The 17,299-nt window shown below is 62.1% G+C and carries 14 protein-coding genes; 11 read left to right on the top strand and 3 right to left on the bottom strand.

Going from position 1 to position 17,299, the window contains the following annotated elements:
* The first annotated feature begins 163 nt into the window (after nucleotides 1–163).
* From KBI52_RS26785 to KBI52_RS26755, 7 genes are all read left to right on the top strand, one after another.
* Nucleotides 164–2,215, top strand: coding sequence for a long-chain fatty acid--CoA ligase (locus KBI52_RS26785; protein ID WP_210812290.1), 2,052 nt, complete (start codon nucleotides 164–166; stop codon nucleotides 2,213–2,215).
* A complete protein-coding gene (locus KBI52_RS26780) occupies nucleotides 2,212–3,012 on the top strand; it encodes an ABC transporter ATP-binding protein (RefSeq protein ID WP_173949141.1) in 801 nt (266 codons plus the stop codon). Before KBI52_RS26785 ends, KBI52_RS26780 begins: the two co-directional genes overlap by 4 nt.
* Before the next feature lie 18 nt (nucleotides 3,013–3,030).
* The gene (locus KBI52_RS26775) at nucleotides 3,031–3,981 is read left to right on the top strand and encodes a branched-chain amino acid ABC transporter permease (protein ID WP_371823216.1); all 951 of its coding nucleotides are present in this window, start codon (nucleotides 3,031–3,033) and stop codon (nucleotides 3,979–3,981) included.
* A 12-nt stretch (nucleotides 3,982–3,993) separates the two neighbouring features.
* Nucleotides 3,994–5,079: a branched-chain amino acid ABC transporter permease gene (locus KBI52_RS26770; RefSeq protein ID WP_210812288.1), complete on the top strand. Its 1,086-nt coding sequence runs from the start codon at nucleotides 3,994–3,996 to the stop codon at nucleotides 5,077–5,079.
* 77 nt (nucleotides 5,080–5,156) lie between these two features.
* Nucleotides 5,157–6,479 (top strand): ABC transporter substrate-binding protein, encoded by a 1,323-nt coding sequence (locus KBI52_RS26765; protein ID WP_173949138.1) that lies wholly within the window; start codon nucleotides 5,157–5,159, stop codon nucleotides 6,477–6,479.
* A gap of 199 nt (nucleotides 6,480–6,678) precedes the next feature.
* Nucleotides 6,679–7,527, top strand: coding sequence for an ABC transporter ATP-binding protein (locus tag KBI52_RS26760; protein ID WP_173949137.1), 849 nt, complete (start codon nucleotides 6,679–6,681; stop codon nucleotides 7,525–7,527).
* Complete coding sequence (locus KBI52_RS26755; RefSeq protein ID WP_371823218.1) at nucleotides 7,527–8,786, top strand: phenylacetate--CoA ligase family protein; 1,260 nt, start codon at nucleotides 7,527–7,529, stop codon at nucleotides 8,784–8,786. Before KBI52_RS26760 ends, KBI52_RS26755 begins: the two co-directional genes overlap by 1 nt.
* A gap of 471 nt (nucleotides 8,787–9,257) precedes the next feature.
* Here KBI52_RS26755 and KBI52_RS26750 read toward each other — a convergent pair whose 3' ends face one another.
* From KBI52_RS26750 to KBI52_RS26740, 3 genes are all read right to left on the bottom strand, one after another.
* Nucleotides 9,258–9,917, bottom strand: coding sequence for a porin family protein (locus tag KBI52_RS26750; RefSeq protein WP_315974853.1), 660 nt, complete (start codon nucleotides 9,915–9,917; stop codon nucleotides 9,258–9,260).
* Between the two features lie 518 nt (nucleotides 9,918–10,435).
* Nucleotides 10,436–10,885, bottom strand: coding sequence for a sigma factor-like helix-turn-helix DNA-binding protein (locus KBI52_RS26745; RefSeq protein ID WP_173949134.1), 450 nt, complete (start codon nucleotides 10,883–10,885; stop codon nucleotides 10,436–10,438).
* Between the two features lie 108 nt (nucleotides 10,886–10,993).
* The gene (locus tag KBI52_RS26740; RefSeq protein ID WP_256439517.1) at nucleotides 10,994–11,614 is read right to left on the bottom strand and encodes a pentapeptide repeat-containing protein; all 621 of its coding nucleotides are present in this window, start codon (nucleotides 11,612–11,614) and stop codon (nucleotides 10,994–10,996) included.
* 728 nt (nucleotides 11,615–12,342) lie between these two features.
* Between KBI52_RS26740 and KBI52_RS26735 the strand changes: the two genes are divergently transcribed.
* The 4 genes from KBI52_RS26735 to KBI52_RS26720 all read left to right on the top strand — a co-directional run bounded on the left by KBI52_RS26735 (nucleotide 12,343) and on the right by KBI52_RS26720 (nucleotide 17,289).
* Nucleotides 12,343–13,005 (top strand): Crp/Fnr family transcriptional regulator, encoded by a 663-nt coding sequence (locus KBI52_RS26735; RefSeq protein ID WP_173949206.1) that lies wholly within the window; start codon nucleotides 12,343–12,345, stop codon nucleotides 13,003–13,005.
* A gap of 152 nt (nucleotides 13,006–13,157) precedes the next feature.
* Nucleotides 13,158–14,195, top strand: coding sequence for a Fe(3+) ABC transporter substrate-binding protein (locus tag KBI52_RS26730; RefSeq protein WP_173949132.1), 1,038 nt, complete (start codon nucleotides 13,158–13,160; stop codon nucleotides 14,193–14,195).
* An 81-nt stretch (nucleotides 14,196–14,276) separates the two neighbouring features.
* Entirely contained in the window at nucleotides 14,277–16,016 is a 1,740-nt protein-coding gene (locus KBI52_RS26725) for an iron ABC transporter permease (protein WP_259060726.1), read from the top strand.
* A gap of 136 nt (nucleotides 16,017–16,152) precedes the next feature.
* Nucleotides 16,153–17,289, top strand: a complete 1,137-nt coding sequence (locus tag KBI52_RS26720; RefSeq protein WP_173949131.1) for a DJ-1/PfpI family protein — start codon at nucleotides 16,153–16,155, stop codon at nucleotides 17,287–17,289.
* Nucleotides 17,290–17,299: the final 10 nt, after the last annotated feature.

Below are 17,299 nucleotides of genomic sequence, written 5' to 3'. Positions count from 1 at the left end.
CCCAACCAGCCCCGACACCGCCCAAAGGCGACCGAGCTGTATTAGCCCATGGTAGCGGTGCTAGGCACCTTGCCGTCCCCTGACCGGCACGACAGAATACCCTCCAACAACGCCCGAACGGGCAAGCCGGCACAGATCGGCGGACGCATGAAAACCGATCTTCATGCGCCAGAGGAAGCGAAGCCATACCACGCGTTGTCGAAGCGCGCGGCTGCCAGGGAGGTTGACGTCGTTGACGACGGCTGCGGATGCGCGCGCGGACACATTCCCGAAATTGTTGGCGCGTAACGCGCGCCTGCGCCCAACGCGCACGGCGTTTAGGCATAAGGATCTCGGGATCTGGCAATCATGGACCTGGGGCGAGGTTCACGACATCGTCCGAGCCTATGCCTGTGGCCTGCAATCGCTCGGCCTGAAGCGCGGCGGCAAGATCGCCATCATCGGCTATAACCGCCCGTATCTCTACTGGAGCATCTGCGCCGCTCAATGGCTCGGCGCGATCCCGATCCCGGTCTATGCGGATTCCGTGGCCGACGAGATGGCTTATGTGCTCAGCCATGCGGAAGTGACCCATGCGGCCGTGCAGGACCAGGAGCAGGTCGACAAGATTCTCTCCGTGTCCGATCAGATCCCGCAACTCCAGCATGTCCTTTACGACGAGCAGAAGGGCCTGCGGGATTACGACCACAGCCGTCTCCATTCCATAGAGTCAGTGGTGGAGGAAGGTCGCGCGCGGCTGAAGGATGCCCAAGAGGCTGCCGCCATCGACCTCGCCCTTCAGGAAGGGCGCGGGTCCGACCTCGCCATCATTCTCTATACCTCCGGGACAACCGGGCGGCCGAAGGGGGTGATGCTCACATCGGACGCGGTGATCGCCGCCGCCGAGATCGGCTGCGATTTCGACAAGCTGGACGAGACGGACGAGATCATCGCCTATCTGCCGATCGCCTGGGTCGGCGACCACATCTTCTCCTACGCCCAGGCCATCCTGTCGGGCCTCTGCGTCAACTGCCCGGAAAGCCCCGAGACCGTCGCGGAGGACAGGCGGGAAATCGGCGCCACCTACGTTTTCGCACCGCCGCGCGTCTTCGAGAGCATGCTGACGCTGACCATGGTGCGCATCGAGGATGCCGGTGCCCTCAAGCGGCGCATGTTCCACTTCTTCATCAACCACGCCGGCAAGGTCGGCGAGAAGATCCTGAACAGGGAGCCTGGCGTCGGCGTCAGGGACCGACTGCTCTGGAACATCGGCAACGTGCTCGTCTATGCACCGCTTCGCAACCGCTTCGGCATGACGCGGGTGAAGGTCGGCTACACGGCGGGCGAGGCCATCGGTCCGGAGATCTTCCGCTTCTATCGCTCCATCGGCGTGAACCTGAAGCAGCTCTACGGACAGACCGAGGCCTCCGTCTACATCACCATGCAGCCCGACGGCGAGATCCGCGCCGACACGGTCGGGCGACCGGCCCCGCAGGTGGAGATCCGCATCGCCGACAGCGGCGAGGTCCTCTACCGCTCGCCCGGCGTGTTCGTGGGCTATTTCAAGGATGACGAGAAGACGGCCGAGACCAAGACACCTGACGGTTTCGTGCATTCGGGCGATGCGGGTTTCTTCGACCAGAACGGTCATCTCAAGATCATCGACCGGGCCAAGGACGTGGGCAAGATGCGCGACGGCGCGCTCTTCCCGCCGAAGTACGTCGAGAACAAGCTGAAGTTCTATCCGAACATCAAGGAAGCGGTCTGCTTCGGCGATGGGCGCGACCATGTCGCGGCCTTCATCAACATCGACCTCGTGGCCGTGAGCAATTGGGCCGAGCGGAACGGCGTGACTTACGCCTCCTATCAGGAGCTCGCCGGACATCCACTCGTCTATGACATGATCGAAAAGCACGTGGACGAGGTCAATCGCTCGCTATCCGCCGAACCACGTATGGGCGGTGCTCAGATCAAGCGCTTTCTCATCCTCCACAAGGAGCTCGATGCGGATGACGGTGAGTTGACCCGGACCCAGAAGGTGCGCCGCGGCTTCATCGCCGAGCGCTACGCTCCGCTGATCGACGCGCTCTACGACGGCTCCTCCGAGGCGGACATCTCGACCGAGGTCACGTTCGAGGACGGCCGTAAGGGGGTGATTGCCGCTCGTGTCAAGATCAGGGACCTGACGCTCTACCCGGCGGCCGAGCCGGGATCCGTGCTGGAGGCCGCAGAATGAGAGCGCCGGATCATCCCGTGCAGGCGAAGGGCGACGTACTGCTCGCGGTCGAGAACGTGTCGCTGGGATTCGGCGGCGTCAAAGCCCTGACGGACGTGTCCTTCGACATCCGCAAGAGCGAGATCCGCGCCATCATCGGACCGAACGGCGCGGGCAAGACCTCGATGCTAAACTGCATCAATGGCTTCTATTATCCGACCGAGGGCCGCATCACGTTCAAGGGGGTGAAACGCCCGAAAATGCGTCCCTATGTGGCGGCGCGTGGCGGCATCGCCCGCACGTTCCAGAACGTCGCACTCTTCAAGAGCATGTCGACCCTCGACAACATCATGGCGGGGCGCTCGATCAAGATGCATTCGAGCTTCTTCTGGCAGCTCTTCCGCCATGGCCCGGCCATGAAGGAGGAGGTCGCGCATCGCCGCTTTGTCGAGGAGATCATCGACTTCCTCGAGATCCAGCATATCCGGAAGGTTCCGGTGGGGCGGCTGCCTTACGGTCTCCAGAAGCGGGTCGAGCTCGGGCGGGCCCTGGCCATGGAGCCGGAACTGCTGCTGCTCGACGAGCCCATGGCGGGCATGAACCTCGAGGAAAAGGAAGACATGTCCCGCTTCATCCTGGAGGTGAATCAGCAATACGGCACCACGATCGCGTTGATCGAGCACGACATGGGCGTGGTGATGGATCTCTCCGACCGGGTCGTGGTGCTGGAATACGGGCGCAAGATCGCCGACGGAACGCCAGCCGAGGTCAAGAGCGACCGGCGCGTGATCGACGCCTATCTCGGCGTGGCGCACTGAAGGGCTTTGGCGATGGACATGCTGTACAAGGTCTTCATCGAACCCTTCGTCTTCATGGGCGAGGCTCCGGATCTCCTGATCCAGACCCTCTGGGAGGGGCTGGTCTCGGGAGTCCTTTACGCCCTGATCGCGCTTGGCTTCGTGCTCATCTTCAAGGCATCCGGTGTGTTCAATTTTGCGCAGGGGATCATGGTCGTGTTCGCGGCGCTGATCCTAGTCGGCCTCTACGAGAAGGGTGTTCCGGCCTTTCTGGCTCTCTTCCTCGCAGCAGTCGCCATGCTGGTCCTCGCCATGGTGGTGGAGCGCGTCGTGCTGCGCCCGCTCGTCAACCAGCCCGACATCATCCTGTTCATGGCGACCTTCGGGCTCACCTATTTCCTGATCGGGTTCGGCGAACTCATCTTCGGCGGCAACCCGCGGGAGATGATCACGGAACAGCTCTTTCTGCCGCAGGGCACGACGGAGATCGATGCTCTCGGCGGCTCGATCCGGCTCCAGCATCTCGACGTCGCCGCTGCCGTGATCGCCTCGATCATGATCGGCCTTCTCGCCGTGTTCTTCTCCAAGACCCGCATCGGCCGTGCGCTACGGGCGGTGGCCGACAGCCACAAGGCGGCGCTCTCGGTGGGCATCTCGCTCAACCAGATCTGGGTGATCGTCTGGTTTGCGGCCGGCATGGTGGCTCTTGTCGCAGGCATCATGTGGGGCGCCCGCTCGGGCGTGTCGTTCTCGCTCCAGATCATCGCGCTGAAGGCTCTTCCGGTCCTCATCCTAGGCGGGTTCACGTCGATCCCGGGCGCCATCATCGGCGGGCTCATCATCGGGGTCGGCGAGAAGCTCGGCGAGTTCTACTGGGGGCCGCTCGTCGGCGGCGGCGTGGAGACGTGGCTCGCCTACGTCATCGCCCTCCTCTTCCTGCTCTACAGACCGCAAGGTCTGTTCGGCGAAAAGATCATCGAACGGATTTAGGGAGGCGCTTCCGTGCTCTATCGCGAGGCCGGCCAGTTCAAGACCAACTACGTGGCGGACAGCGCGATCTTCCCCTTGCGGGAAGACCGGATTGGGCTCGCCGTCATCATCCTGGCCGCCTATGCCCTGGCTTTCCTCGGGAACAGCTTCGTGCTGCAAGCGGTGATGATCCCCTTCCTGGTGTTCTCCCTTGCAGCCATCGGGCTCAATATCCTCACCGGCTATACGGGTCTTCTGTCGCTCGGCACCGGCGCCTTCATGGGTGTCGGCGCCTATGCCTGCTACAAGCTGATGACGGCTTTTCCCGGCGTGAACGTGATCGTCTGGATCTTCGTCTCGGGATTTTTCTCAGCCGCGGTCGGCGCATTGTTCGGCCTGCCCTCCCTGCGCATCAAAGGCTTCTATCTCGCCGTCGCCACGCTCGCCGCCCAATTCTTCCTGCAGTGGTGCTTCATCCGCATCCCGTGGCTCGTGAACTACAACGTGTCCGGTGCGCTCGACGCTCCGCTGCGCACCCTGTTCGGTATTCCGATCATGGGGCCGAACGCAACGCCCCAGACGCGCTACCTTTTGGTGCTCACCATCGTGATTCTGCTCACCTGGCTCGCGTCGAACCTCGTTCACGGTCGCATCGGGCGCATGTGGATCGCCATCCGCGACATGGATTTGGCGGCCGAGCTCATGGGGATCAGGCCCCTTCAGACCAAACTCCTGGCGTTCGCGGTCTCTTCCTACTACTGCGGCGTCGCCGGCGCCCTCCTCGTGTTCCTCTGGTACGGTGGAGCGGAATACGACGTGTTCAACATCAACCAGTCGTTCTTCATCCTGTTCATGGTAATCATCGGCGGCTTGGGCAGCCTCATCGGATCCTTCTTCGGCGCGGCGTTGATCTTCATCCTGCCGATCTTCCTCGGAATCGTGCTGCCGGCCGCCCTGTCGCCCTTCGGCCTCTCGGTAGGAGCCGATGTCATCGAGCATTTGCGCTTCATGATCGTAGGCGCGCTCATCATCTTTTTCCTGATCGTCGAACCGCACGGTCTCGCGCGGCTCTGGCAGATCGGCAAGCAGAAGCTCCTGGTGTGGCCCTTCCCCTACTGACGGACTGCCCAAAGGGAGACGACGAAGCGAAACAAGAATTCGGCTTTTCGGCCGATATAACGGGAGGAAACGCCACCATGTCGTTTCGAACAATGAGCCTAGGATTAGCCGCCGCTACGATGCTCGCCGGCACTGCCCTTCCTGCCTTTGCGCAGGATTCGATCTATGTCCCTCTCTTCACCTACCGGACGGGGCCCTTCGCGGGGTCCGGCACCTTCATCGCCGACGGCATGCACGACTACCTGGAGATGCTGAACCAGCGCGACGGCGGCATCGGGGGCGTGAAGCTCGTGCTGGAGGAATGCGAGACCGGCTACGACACCAAGAAGGGCGTCGAATGCTATGAGGCGGTGAAGGGCAAGAACCCGGTGATCGTCAACCCGTGGTCGACCGGCATCACGCTGCCGCTGATCCCGCGCGCCTCGGTGGACAAGATCCCGATCCTGTCCATGGCTTACGGGCTGTCGGCATCGGCCCGCGGCGACATCTTCCCCTGGGTGTTCAATCCCCCGGCCACCTATTGGGACGGGTTGTCGATGATCATCAAGTTCATCGGCGAGAAGGAAGGCGGTCTCGACAAGCTGAAAGGCAAGAAGATCGGCTTCATCCATCTCGACGCAGCCTTCGGCAAGGAGCCGATTCCGCTCCTTCAGGACCTCGCGAAGGACATCGGGTTCGAGGTGGCGCTCTATCCGGTCGCCGCCCAGGACATGCAGAACCAGTCCTCGCAATGGCTCAGTGCCCGCCGGGATCGGCCGGACTACATGATCATGTGGGGCTGGGGCTCCATGAACGGCGCAGCCGTGAAGGAAGCCGTCCGTTCCGGCTACCCGATGGACAAGTTCTACTCCGTATGGTGGCCGAGCGAGGACGACGCCCGCAGCGGCGGCGCAGGCGCGAAGGGCTTCAAGGAACTGAACTGGCACGCGGTCGGGGCGAACTTCCCGGCTCTCCAGGACATCCAGAAGCACGTGATCGACAAGGGTCTGTCGAAAGCCGCCAAGGACAAGGTGGGCGAGGTGCTCTACAACCGCGGGGTCTACAACTCCCTGCTGATCGCCGAGGGCATCGCCCAGGCCCAGAAGCTCACGGGCAAGAAGGCGGTGACCGGTGAGGACGTGCGCCGCGGCATGGAGAACATCAAGCTCGATGCGGCCAGGCTCAAGGAACTCGGCCTCGAAGGGTTCACCGACCAACTCGTCCTGTCCTGCAATGACCACAACGGCCATCGCGCTGCCTTCATGCAGGAATGGGACGGGTCGAAGTGGGTGAAGATCTCCAACCCGATCGAGCCGATGACGGATCGGGTCAAAAGCCAGCTCGATGGCGCCGCGAAGGACTATGCCGAGAAAAACGCCGGCTGGCCCAAGCGCACGGAGACCTGTGATAAGGCGAGCTGATCTGGCTGATCCAGCCGCATAGGCCGACACAGCCGCTCACGTCATCACCGGCCCTGTGCCGGTGATCTCGATCCCGAGAAGCGCAGTGCTTCCGGCAACCGGGACAGTCGGGACAGACCCGGCTAGGACGTCCGAAAGCGGTCTCGCCCTCAACGCTGCCCTCTCCCTCAAGGGAGAGGGATTTCCGAAAGACTCGCCCATGACAAGCGCCATCCAGATCCATGAGCCGAACAAGCCGCACCCGGCGGAGACCGTCCTCAACGTCAATAACATCGAGGTCATCTACGACCACGTGATCCTCGTGCTCAAGGGCGTGTCCCTCAACGTGCCGAAGGGCGGCATCGTGGCCCTGCTCGGGGCGAACGGCGCCGGCAAGACGACGACGCTGAAAGCCGTCTCCAACCTGCTCCGCGCCGAGCGCGGCGAAGTGACGAAGGGGTCGATCGAGTTCAACGGCGAGCGCGTCGACCGCCTGTCTCCCAACGAGTTGGTGCGACGCGGCTGCATCCAGGTTCTCGAAGGACGCCACTGCTTCGGCCATCTCACCATCGAGGAGAACCTGCTCACCGGTGCTTTCACCCGCAAGGACGGCAACGCGGCGATCCGGCGCGATCTCGAGGTGATCTATGGCTATTTTCCGCGCCTGAAGCAACGGCGGACCTCCATGGCGGGCTATACTTCCGGCGGCGAACAGCAGATGTGCGCCATCGGCCGGGCGATGATGTCCCGCCCGTCCATGATCCTGCTCGACGAACCCTCCATGGGGCTGGCGCCCCAGATCGTGGAAGAGATTTTCGAGATCGTGCGCAAACTCAATGCCACGGAAGGCGTCTCCTTCCTCCTCGCCGAGCAGAACACCAACATGGCGTTGAAATACGCCACCTACGGCTACATTCTCGAAACGGGACGCGTCGTGATGGACGGGCCCGCGCAGATGCTGCGCGAGAACGAGGACGTGAAGGAGTTCTATCTTGGGGTCTCGGAAGGTGACCGAAAGTCCTTCCGGGCCGTGAAGAGCTACAAGCGCCGCAAGCGCTGGCTTGCATGATGGATCAGAAAGTCAGGAAAATCGCTTTGTCCGACTTCTTCGACGTCAATGAGACCCGTGATCCCGCCGAGCGCGAAGCCGCGCTCTTCGGGCGGCTGCCGGAAATCTTGAACAGGTCCGCCGAGGCCCCCGCCTACGCGGCGCGTCTCGCCGGGATCGACCTGGGCAGCATCCGAAGCCGCGAGGCGCTTGCCAAAATTCCTGTGCTGCGCAAATCCGAGTTGCCGGCACAGCAGAAAGCCGCCCTGCCCTTTGGAGGCTTCGTGGCCGGGCCATGCGGCTCGTTCGGTCGGCTGTTTACATCGCCCGGTCCGATCTTCGAACCCGAACCCCATATCGAAGACCCCTGGCGCTCGGCTCGCGGTCTTTTCGCCGCCGGCTTCCGGCGCGGCGACGTGGTGCTCAATACCTTCAGCTATCATCTCACGCCCGGCGGCTTCATCATGGATTCGGGTGCGCGCGCGCTCGGCTGCGCCGTCGTTCCAGCGGGTCCGGGCAACACCGAGCAGCAATTCGAGTTGATCGAGGCTTATCGTCCTGTCGCCTATTGCGGCACCCCTGACTTCCTGAAGGTGCTGCTCGACGGCGCGGCAGCCTCGAATCGGGACGTTTCATCGATCAGACGCGCGCTCGTCTCGGGGGCTGCCTTTCCGAAGTCCCTGCAGGACGAATTCTCGTCGAAGGGCATCGAGGCCTATCAGGCTTATGCCACGGCGGATCTCGGCTTCATCGCCTATGAAACCTCAGCCCGGGAAGGTCTGGTGGTCAACGAAGACATCATCGTTGAGATCGTGCGGCCCGGGACCGGAGACCCCGTGCCTCCGGGTGATGTGGGTGAGATCGTCGTCACGACCCTCGACGCCCACCGGCCGATCATCCGCCTGGCTCTCGGTGACCTGACAGCGGCCATGACCGGTTTCAGCTCCTGCGGGCGCACGAATATGCGCATCAGGGGCTGGATGGGACGGGCCGACCAGGCCACGAAAGTCAAAGGGATGTTCATCCGACCCGAGCAGGTCGCAGAGATCGGCCGGCGTCATCCCGAACTGGGACGTCTGCGCCTCGTCGTGACCCGCGACGGCGAGACGGACGTGATGACGCTCATGGCCGAAACCGCCGCGCCGAGCGAGGCTCTCTCGGCCGCGGTCGGCGCAACGCTTCAGACTGTCGCGAAGCTGAAAGGATCGGTAAGCTTCGCCTCGCCCGGCCACCTTCCGAACGACGGCAAGATCATCGCGGACGAGCGCCGTTACGAGTGAGGGGCACTTTTCGGATTAGCAATCGCGTTTTGCGAGGATGCAAGATGTGGAGGGCCAAGACGTCTTGAACGCGTGAGTCCCACTCCATAAGCTCTAGCTTACACCTGATTCGATCTGAAAAGGCGAGGAATAACAAAAAGAAAGAGCACCCGCTGGGGTGCTCTCAAGGTGTCCGGCCGTAGGGGCAAAAATGACCGGAGATGCCAATAAACGCCCACCGCTGACGTTGGTTCCAAATTTTCTTCAAGAATCGACAGCTCGTTCCCGGCCTCATTGAGGTCACGATTAAGGGATTTAGGGCGGAGCTTCCCGTGGGGGCAAACACGGGCCGGGGCCGCGACCACAGATCCGCCAAGGACAGGGTCGCGGCCTACTTCTTTCTCGGACATCGGCAAGCCCGATCCGACCTCGCGCCGACGGCACAAAAAAGGCCCGGGAGGTCCCGGGCCTTTCTCCGCCGATAGCGAAGGCTCAGTAAGTGCCGAACTTGAAGTTCAGCTTGGCGCGAGCCACGAAGAAGTCGTTGTCGTCGTTGTTGTTGTTCGGCACGAAGAGATCGACCGGGGTCCCGCCCGTCGGCGTGAAGGTGCCGGCAAAGCGACCCAGGTTGTCATCATCGTCGTCGAAACCGATCCAGAGGCCTTCGACACCGAAGGTCACAGCCGAGGAGCCGAACCAGTTCACCGGCAGAGCCCACTCGACGCCGCCGCCGGCCACCCATCCGGTGTTGTCGTCTGAATAGGCGAGACCGCCGGTGGCGTAGATCAGCACGCGGTCGAACGCGACACCCGCGCGGGCGCGCACGGTGCCGAACCAATCCGACAGGTTGTTGTCGAAGGTGCCGGGTACGAAGGTGCCCGGCAGGCCCGCCGGAATAAACGCAACTGTTTCACTCTGATCGGTATCTGCCCACTGGATGTCGGTCTCGACACCAATCACGAAAGAACCGATCTGGTAGTTGTAGCCGATCTGGCCACCGCCGGTGAATCCACCGTCGTCGTTGTTAGGGAAGAACAGCGTACCAGGAACGGCGCCGCCAAGAATGACGGATTCCCGATTGCTGTCGCGCCAGCCCCAGCCGGCGTTCACACCGGCGTAGAAACCGGTCCAGGTGAAGATCGGCGCCGTCACGATCGGAGCCGGAGGTGGTGCCTGACTGGGTAGGTCGGCGGCAGAGGCAGCGGCTGCAGCAAGCGTCACGCCTGCAACCCCTGCTAGGAGGCTAAGTACGCACTTTCTCATAACCGTAACCCCTTGGTGTGAGGACTCACGGTGAAAACTTACGCCTGTTCCGCTTGGGAAAGCTATTGCAAAGGAGCAACACCTACATGTTCGATCAATATTCAATGGTCACAAAAGTAGTACTACTTTCGATATAAGGAATTTTGTCCAATAGTGTGGAAACTAAGTCTCTTAACAATACCTTTAAAGTCATTTGACATTACTTTTAAGGCATGCCCTAATAATCGCGTTTTCGGCTTGACAACCGAAGGCGAGGAGATCACTCAACCCTGCCCCCTGGGCGGGGTTTTTTCTGCGCTAGTCCGGCTGCCCCATCGCGGGCACGCCTGGGGGCAATGACAAGCCTGATCAGGGCCAGGCCAGACTTTCAAGTAAGCCCCATGAGGGCCAGCTTTTCACATGTCGCCCTATAGATCACCCAACAACAACTGCGCCTGATTGCTCAGCTTCGGCTTCGAGGCCTTTTTCTGATCGGCAGAGACGGCTTTGATCACCCGGCGCGCCGGGCGCTTGCCGGCGGCGTCAACGGCCATACGGGCCTTGGCCTTGTCCCGGGCGATGGCCTCAGGCGAAGCCGGGTCGTCATGAAGCCACTTGCCTCTCTTGATGACCTCGTTCACCCGTCCCTGATTGACGCCGAGCTGAAAGGCAATTTCCTGCTGGGTCATCTCGGTCGTTCCATGGAGCTCCAGAATCCGACGGGCGAGTTCCGGCGTCATCTTCCGTCCAGCAATCCGGCGGGCAGGAGTCACCGAACGTTTGGTCCGATCCCGCTCCCGTAGCCTCTCCAGGATTGCGAGAGCCATGTGCATCCCCTGCTCGCGCAGGGCATCCTCGAATTCCTTGAGCGTGGTCAAATCGGACGCACTCCTTCGAAGAAAGGGAACTGGGAAACCTCTTGAGATAACGTCTGTCCATCTTTTCAACGGCCACGCTGCAGCTTGGTTGCACAGGCGCGCTGAGCCTCACTCCTCCTCGTCCTTGCAGGGCCAGGTTTTCGGCGCCGTGAGACCGGCTGGAAGCTTGGTCTGTGCGGTTCCGCAGGCGATGTCGACCTGCGCCTGAGTCAGGCCGGTCACTCCGCTCAGGTTAGCGCCGCCGAACTGGGTCAGATACAGGTATGAGCCCGTGAGGTTCACGCCTTGCAGATCCAGGCCGTCGAGCCGGGCACGCGACAGATTGGAATAGCTGAAGTCAATACCAGTCACTCGCGCGCTCTGAAAGAGCACCCGCGCGAGCTCCGCCTTGGACATGTTCGCGCCCGCAAGGTCGGCACCACTGAAGTCGGACCGGTTCAGTTCAGCTTTGCTGAAGTTCGCGCCAGTCCCTTTCACTTGGGCGAAATTCGACCGATTCATATCGGCCGAACTGAAGACGGCACCGGTGAGGTTGGCCTGGCCGAAATTCGCCCGCCAGCCGAGTGCCTTCGTGAAATCCGCCTTGGACAGATCGGTGCCCTCGAAGCGGGTCCGACTAACCTCCGTTTCGCTCAGGTTCGCGCCGGCCATCTTAGAGGATGCGAAATCGCTCAACGTCAGGAGGGAGCGCCGGAAGATGGTGCCGGTGAGGTCCTCGTTCGTAAGCATGAGGCGTGCCTTGGAGCATCCGGACCAATCGACCCCGGGGCTCGGACCATCCTGACACTTGGCCCAGGCAGGCCCTGCGCAGACCATGGCGACGATCAAGGCTCCTGCAGTCTTCACGCTGAAACGGCCCTCCATAAAGTCCTCTCGTGCTGCTCTTTGATAATTAGGCATGCCAACCTCCCTGAGGAGGCCCCGGCCTAGAACTTTCCTAACGTAAGTCGCAGAAAAATGTCGCCGTTTCATGCACCAAGCGATGGTCCTGTCGAACATCCTGCTATTGAAGGAAGACTCGACTTCCACACCTTATGGTCTAGCTTCTGGATCGATTCCTGTGGAGTAAACCATGCGTCTTTCCCTAATGTTTCCTGCTGCTGTGCTTGCCGGACTTGCCTTGAGCGGCTGCGTCGCCTCTACGGCTCCCGTCGGGGTACTGCCACGCGATCCCGTTCCGCCCCCGCCTTCTCTCTCGGCGGATGCCCCACGGCGCTCCGCCGCCCCACAATCTGGCACGACCTCGCAACGGCGGACCCTGAGCGTTCCCGGGCAAGCCAGGCCGTAACGGCGAACTTTCAGGGACGCTGGTACAGTCGCCTGCGCGGCGACCATCGGTTCCGGTCCGGAACCCTCTCCCAAAGAGTCTGGCGCCCTGCGCCAATGCGTAGCTGGCGCCGATTCCTAGCTTGGTGCTATATGCCGTAACGATAGATCAAAATGCGGGGATGAACGTTATGACGTGGTACGAGGCCATCGGGTGGTTCGGGGCCGTCCTGGCCGTCACGGGCAGCGCGATGAAGACGATCATCCCTCTGCGCTGCATAGGGATTGGAGCGAATATCTGCTCCCTGATCTTCTCCTCGTTCACGGGCAATTATCCCAGCCTCGTGGTCAATCTGATCCTGCTGCCGCTCAACGGCACTCGGCTTTACCAGATGCTGGGCCTGATCAAGCGCGTGAAGCACGCCTCGAAGAGCGATCTGTCCATGGATTGGCTCAAGCCCTTCATGACCCGCCGCAGGACAGAGACCGGAGAGGTGCTGTTCGCCAAGGGCGACGTCGCCAATTGCATGTTCTTCACGATCTCGGGTCGCTATCGCCTCAAGGAGATCGATATCGAGCTTCTCCAGGGTCAGGTGGTCGGCGAAATGGGTTTCATGTCTCCGAGCAACACCCGCACGCAAACCCTCGAGTGCCTTGAAGCCGGAGAGGTGCTGAGCATCTCCTATGACGAGGTCCGCCAGCTCTATTTCCAAAATCCTGAATTCGGCTTCTACTTCCTGCGCCTCACGAGCGAGCGCCTCTTCGCGAACATGGAGAAGATGGAAGAGGAAATTGTCCGTCTTCGCGCGGCGCTGCCGGATATCGAGCCCGTGCAGAAGGCCGCGTCAGCTTAGAAGAACTACAAAATGCAAGCAGTTTAGAAATCTTATAAGGTATTGAAATTACTCGATTTTCAATTGACGCGGTAGCGCGATCATGGTTCCTCCAGCGTCAACAGGACTGGGCGAGACGGCTCGCCCGCGACGCTTGCTGGAGGACTTCGGGAATGGTGAACCTTTCGTTTGGACGCGGACTGCTCTTGGGTGCAGCGGCCATCGGGGCCCTGGTAGGAACGAGTGTTTCGGCCTTCGCCCAAGAAGTGCTGAACATCTACACCACCCGCGAACCCGGCCTGATCAAGCCTGTCCTCGACGAGTTCACCAAGGAGACCGGGATCAAGGTCAACACGATCTTCATCGCCAACGGTCTCGAGGAGCGCATCCGCACCGAGGGTCAGAACAGCCCGGCCGATCTGATCATCACGGTCGATATCGGGCGCCTGGCTGCCGCAAAGGATTACGGCGTGACGCAGCCGGTGAAGTCCGAGGCGCTCGAGAAGGTCATCCCGGCCGCCTACCGCGATCCTGAGGGCCATTGGTTCGGCATCGCTCTGCGCGGCCGTGTCGTCTATGCCTCCAAGGAGCGGGTGAAGCAGGACAAGATCACCTACGAGGAGCTTGCCGACCCCAAGTGGAAGGGCAAGGTCTGCATCCGTTCGGGCCAGCACCTCTACAACATCAGCCTGATCGCCGCGATGATCGCACACAAGGGCGAGGCAAAAGCGGAGGAATGGCTGAAGGGCGTGAAGGCCAACCTTGCCAAGAAGCCCTCGGGCGGCGACCGCGAACAGGCCAAGGACATCCTGGCGGGCGTCTGTGATATCGCTGTCGGCAACACCTACTATGTCTCCCTCATGCTCAACGGCAGCGATGCCGAGCAAAAGAAGTGGGGTGAGGCCATCAACGTGATCCTCCCGACGTTCGAGGGTGGTGGAACCCATGTGAACGTCTCGGGCCTCGCCTTGACGAAGTACGCGCCCAACAAGGCCAACGCTGTTAAGTTCATGGAATACATGGTCTCGGATGCATCCCAGCAGATTCACGCCGAAGCGAACTCGGAATATCCGATCAAAGCCGGCATCAAGATCCATCCAACGATCGCGTCTTTCGGGGAACTCAAGGCCGACACCACCCCGATCGCCGAGATTGCGAAGCTGCGCAAGAAGGCCAGCGAGCTGGTCGACAAGGTTGGCTTCGACCAATAAGACGAGGAGCGGCGGATCAAGCCGCTCCCGTGCCATTTCAAGGGGCGCCTCCGATTGTGGGGGCGCCGTTTCCGTTTGACCGTGATTGCGAAAACCCAGACCGCATTCGGCCGCTCGCTTGGGCGAAAGGCGAAGAGCCTTCCCTGGTGGCTCTCGGCCGCCGTCGCCGCAATCGGATTGCTCATACTCCTGCCGGTCGCAGCCTTGATCGGCATTGCCGCCGAGGGCGACGCGGAGATCTGGCCGCATCTCATCGCCAACGTTCTTCCGGCAAGCATCATAGACACCCTGGCTCTGCTGACGGGAATCGGCATCGTCGCCGGTTCGATGGGAATCACCGCGGCCTGGCTCGTCACCGCACACCGGTTTCCCGGCCGGGGCATCCTGGTGTGGCTGCTACCGCTGCCGCTCGCGGTGCCGACCTACATCACGGCGTACATCTACGTTGAGGTCTTCGACTCCGCCGGTCTCGTGCAGATGGCCCTGCGAGACCTCATGGGCTGGAGGTCGCGAACCGATTACTGGTTTCCCGAGGTCCGATCTCTCCCGGGCTGTATCCTCGTGATGTCCGCGGTGCTCTATCCCTACATCTACATCGCGGCCAGGGCGATGTTCCTGACGCAGAGCGCAAGCATGCTGGAAGTGGCCCGGACCCTCGGCGCCAGCCGCATCAAGCTCTTCCGGATCATCGCGCTTCCGCTGGCCCGCCCTGCCCTTGCGGTCGGGGTGTCGCTCGCTCTCCTCGAAGCCTTGAACGACATCGGGGCCAGCGAGTATCTGGGGGTGCGCACACTCACCGTGTCCGTCTACACCACGTGGCTCAACCGCGGCAGCCTGCCGGGCGCGGCGCAGATCGCGTGCGTCATGCTCGCTTTCGTGATGGGACTGATCCTGATCGAACGCTACGGCCGGAGGGATCGACGCTATGCGGCTTCGCCCAAGCGGCACCGCAATGTGCATCCGGTTCCGCTGCGCGGAGCACGCCGCTGGGCGGCGACGGTGCTCTGCACGGTGCCGGTCGTGCTCGGCTTCATCCTGCCGACGGCGTTCCTGCTACGTGAGACCTTCCGCGGCAGCCTCTTCGGCCAGTTCGATGCCGAATTCCTCGCCCATTTCTTGACGACGATCGGGCTCTCGGTCTTTGCGACCTGTGTCGTGCTGCTCCTTGCCGTCGTGCTGGTCTCATCCGCTCGCCTGTCCAAAGGCCCGCTCACCGCGGGTGCCCTCTTCATCGGCGGCCTAGGCTATGCGGTGCCCGGAACGGTTCTGGCCCTGGGACTGATGACGCCCCTCGTCGGGATCGACAATCTCATCGGGACCCTTTGGCGCAGTCTCACTGGGGAGCGCCTCGGCCTCCTGCTCATGGGTGCCGCCGGCGGCATCGTCATCGCCTATGTGATCCGCTTTCTGTCGATCGCGACCGGCTCGCTCTCGGCCGGCCTTGACCGGGTTTCGCCAAGTCTCGAGGATGCCGCGCGTACCCTCGGCGCATCGCGAAGGGAAATGGTCCGGAGGATCCAGCTTCCGCTCATGCGCCCGGCCCTGGCCAGCGCCGCCCTGCTGATCTTCGTCGACTGCATCAAGGAGCTGCCTGCGACCCTCCTGTTGCGGCCTCTCAACACGGAGACCCTGTCGACGCTCGTCTACACCTATGCCTCGCGGGGCCGCTTCGAAGACGGATCGCTCGCCGCGCTCGTCATTGTCCTCGTTGGTCTAGTTCCGGTCATCCAGCTCGTGCGCAGCGCCGAGTCCCGGCCGAGAACGGAGGAGGGCCTAGACAGTTCGGCAACCAGTTTTTCGGGCTTGGACGACCGACCCTGAAGGGACGGCCCCACGCCGAATCCATTCTCGTCCAAGAGATCTGTGAAGAGGCGGCATGGCCCAAAGGGATGAAGTAGACCCCATCCGCGACACGACCTAGGATACGTCACGGCAGGCTCATCGGAGCATGAGTGGCATGAAGAAGCGGCTTGTCTTGTGGAGTTGTCTGGGCGTCGCCGCGCTCCTCGCGACAATCGGCACGGTTTGGATGCTCTCTCTGCCCCCTGCCCTTCAGGTCGACGGCATGCCATCCGTTCCGAAGGAGGAAGCCGATGCCACCCTGGCGGCCTTGAAGCCTCCCAAGCGCCAGCGCCCACTCATCGCGATCATCGGCATCAACGATGCGACCGAGACGACTGATTATCTCATGCCTTACGGAATCCTGCGGCGAGCCGATGTGGCAGATGTGGTCGCGCTGGCGACGAAGCCGGGCCCCGTGACGCTCTACCCGGCGTTCAAGATCATGCCGGACATGACTGTCGCGGAGTTCGACAAGCGACACATGGACGGCGCCGATTTCGTCATCGTTCCCGCCATGAGCCGTGACGACGATCCGGTCGTGCTGGAATGGATCAGGGGTCAGGCCGCCAAGGGCGCCATTATCGTAGGCGTCTGCGCCGGCGCCAAGATCGTCGGTGCTGCCGGATTGCTCGACGGAAGACAGGCGACGACCCACTGGTATTTCATTGAGGAGTTGCGCAAGAAGAATCCCGCCATGCGCTATGTCGCGGACCGGAGGATCGTGGTCGACCGAGGGGTCATGACCACCACCGGGATTACCGCCTCGATGCCGATGGCGCTCACCCTGATCGAGGCCATTGCGGGCCGGCCCAGGGCCGAGGCTGTTGCCCAGGATCTCGGCCTTCCCCACTGGGACGCACGCCACGAAAGCGAAGCGTTCGCTGTCACGCGCCCGTTCGCCCTGACGGTCGTGGGCAACAGCCTGGCCTTCTGGAACCGAGAGCAGCTCGGCATCGATCTCCGGCCCGGAGCAGACGAAGTTTCGCTCGCCCTGGTGGCGGATGCCTGGTCGAGAACCTATCGGTCGAGGGCCGTGGCATTCGCGCGGAGCGAGGATCCCCTTGAGACCCGCAGCCACATCCGCATCATCCCCGACAAGGTCGCGACGAACTGGTCGGCGGATCACCTTCTGCCGGCAATCGGCAGCCAGCGACCTGCGGAAGCTCTCGATCGCGCCCTGCAGGCAATCGCAGCGCGCTATGGACCATCCACGGCCGATCTCGTCGCGATGCAGCTCGAATACAGACGCTGAAGCCGGGCGC

Source organism: Microvirga sp. HBU67558, assembly GCF_018069605.1.
GTDB classification, from domain to species: Bacteria; Pseudomonadota; Alphaproteobacteria; order Rhizobiales; family Beijerinckiaceae; genus Microvirga; species Microvirga terrae.
The sequence above is the reverse complement of the archived record's forward strand: the minus strand, read 5'-3'. Positions and strand labels throughout refer to the sequence as shown.

Excerpts from the sequence above, each read along its gene's own strand:
- KBI52_RS26765 (WP_173949138.1), top strand. The coding sequence starts at position 5,157 with ATGTCGTTTCGAACAATGAGCCTAGGATTAGCCGCCGCTACGATGCTC.
- KBI52_RS26740 (WP_256439517.1), bottom strand. The coding sequence starts at position 11,614 with ATGCTTACGAACGAGGACCTCACCGGCACCATCTTCCGGCGCTCCCTC.
- KBI52_RS26785 (WP_210812290.1), top strand. The coding sequence starts at position 164 with ATGCGCCAGAGGAAGCGAAGCCATACCACGCGTTGTCGAAGCGCGCGG.
- KBI52_RS26720 (WP_173949131.1), top strand. The coding sequence starts at position 16,153 with ATGAAGAAGCGGCTTGTCTTGTGGAGTTGTCTGGGCGTCGCCGCGCTC.
- KBI52_RS26735 (WP_173949206.1), top strand. The coding sequence starts at position 12,343 with ATGACGTGGTACGAGGCCATCGGGTGGTTCGGGGCCGTCCTGGCCGTC.
- KBI52_RS26730 (WP_173949132.1), top strand. The coding sequence starts at position 13,158 with ATGGTGAACCTTTCGTTTGGACGCGGACTGCTCTTGGGTGCAGCGGCC.
- KBI52_RS26775 (WP_371823216.1), top strand. The coding sequence starts at position 3,031 with ATGCTGTACAAGGTCTTCATCGAACCCTTCGTCTTCATGGGCGAGGCT.
- KBI52_RS26755 (WP_371823218.1), top strand. The coding sequence starts at position 7,527 with ATGGATCAGAAAGTCAGGAAAATCGCTTTGTCCGACTTCTTCGACGTC.
- KBI52_RS26760 (WP_173949137.1), top strand. The coding sequence starts at position 6,679 with ATGACAAGCGCCATCCAGATCCATGAGCCGAACAAGCCGCACCCGGCG.
- KBI52_RS26780 (WP_173949141.1), top strand. The coding sequence starts at position 2,212 with ATGAGAGCGCCGGATCATCCCGTGCAGGCGAAGGGCGACGTACTGCTC.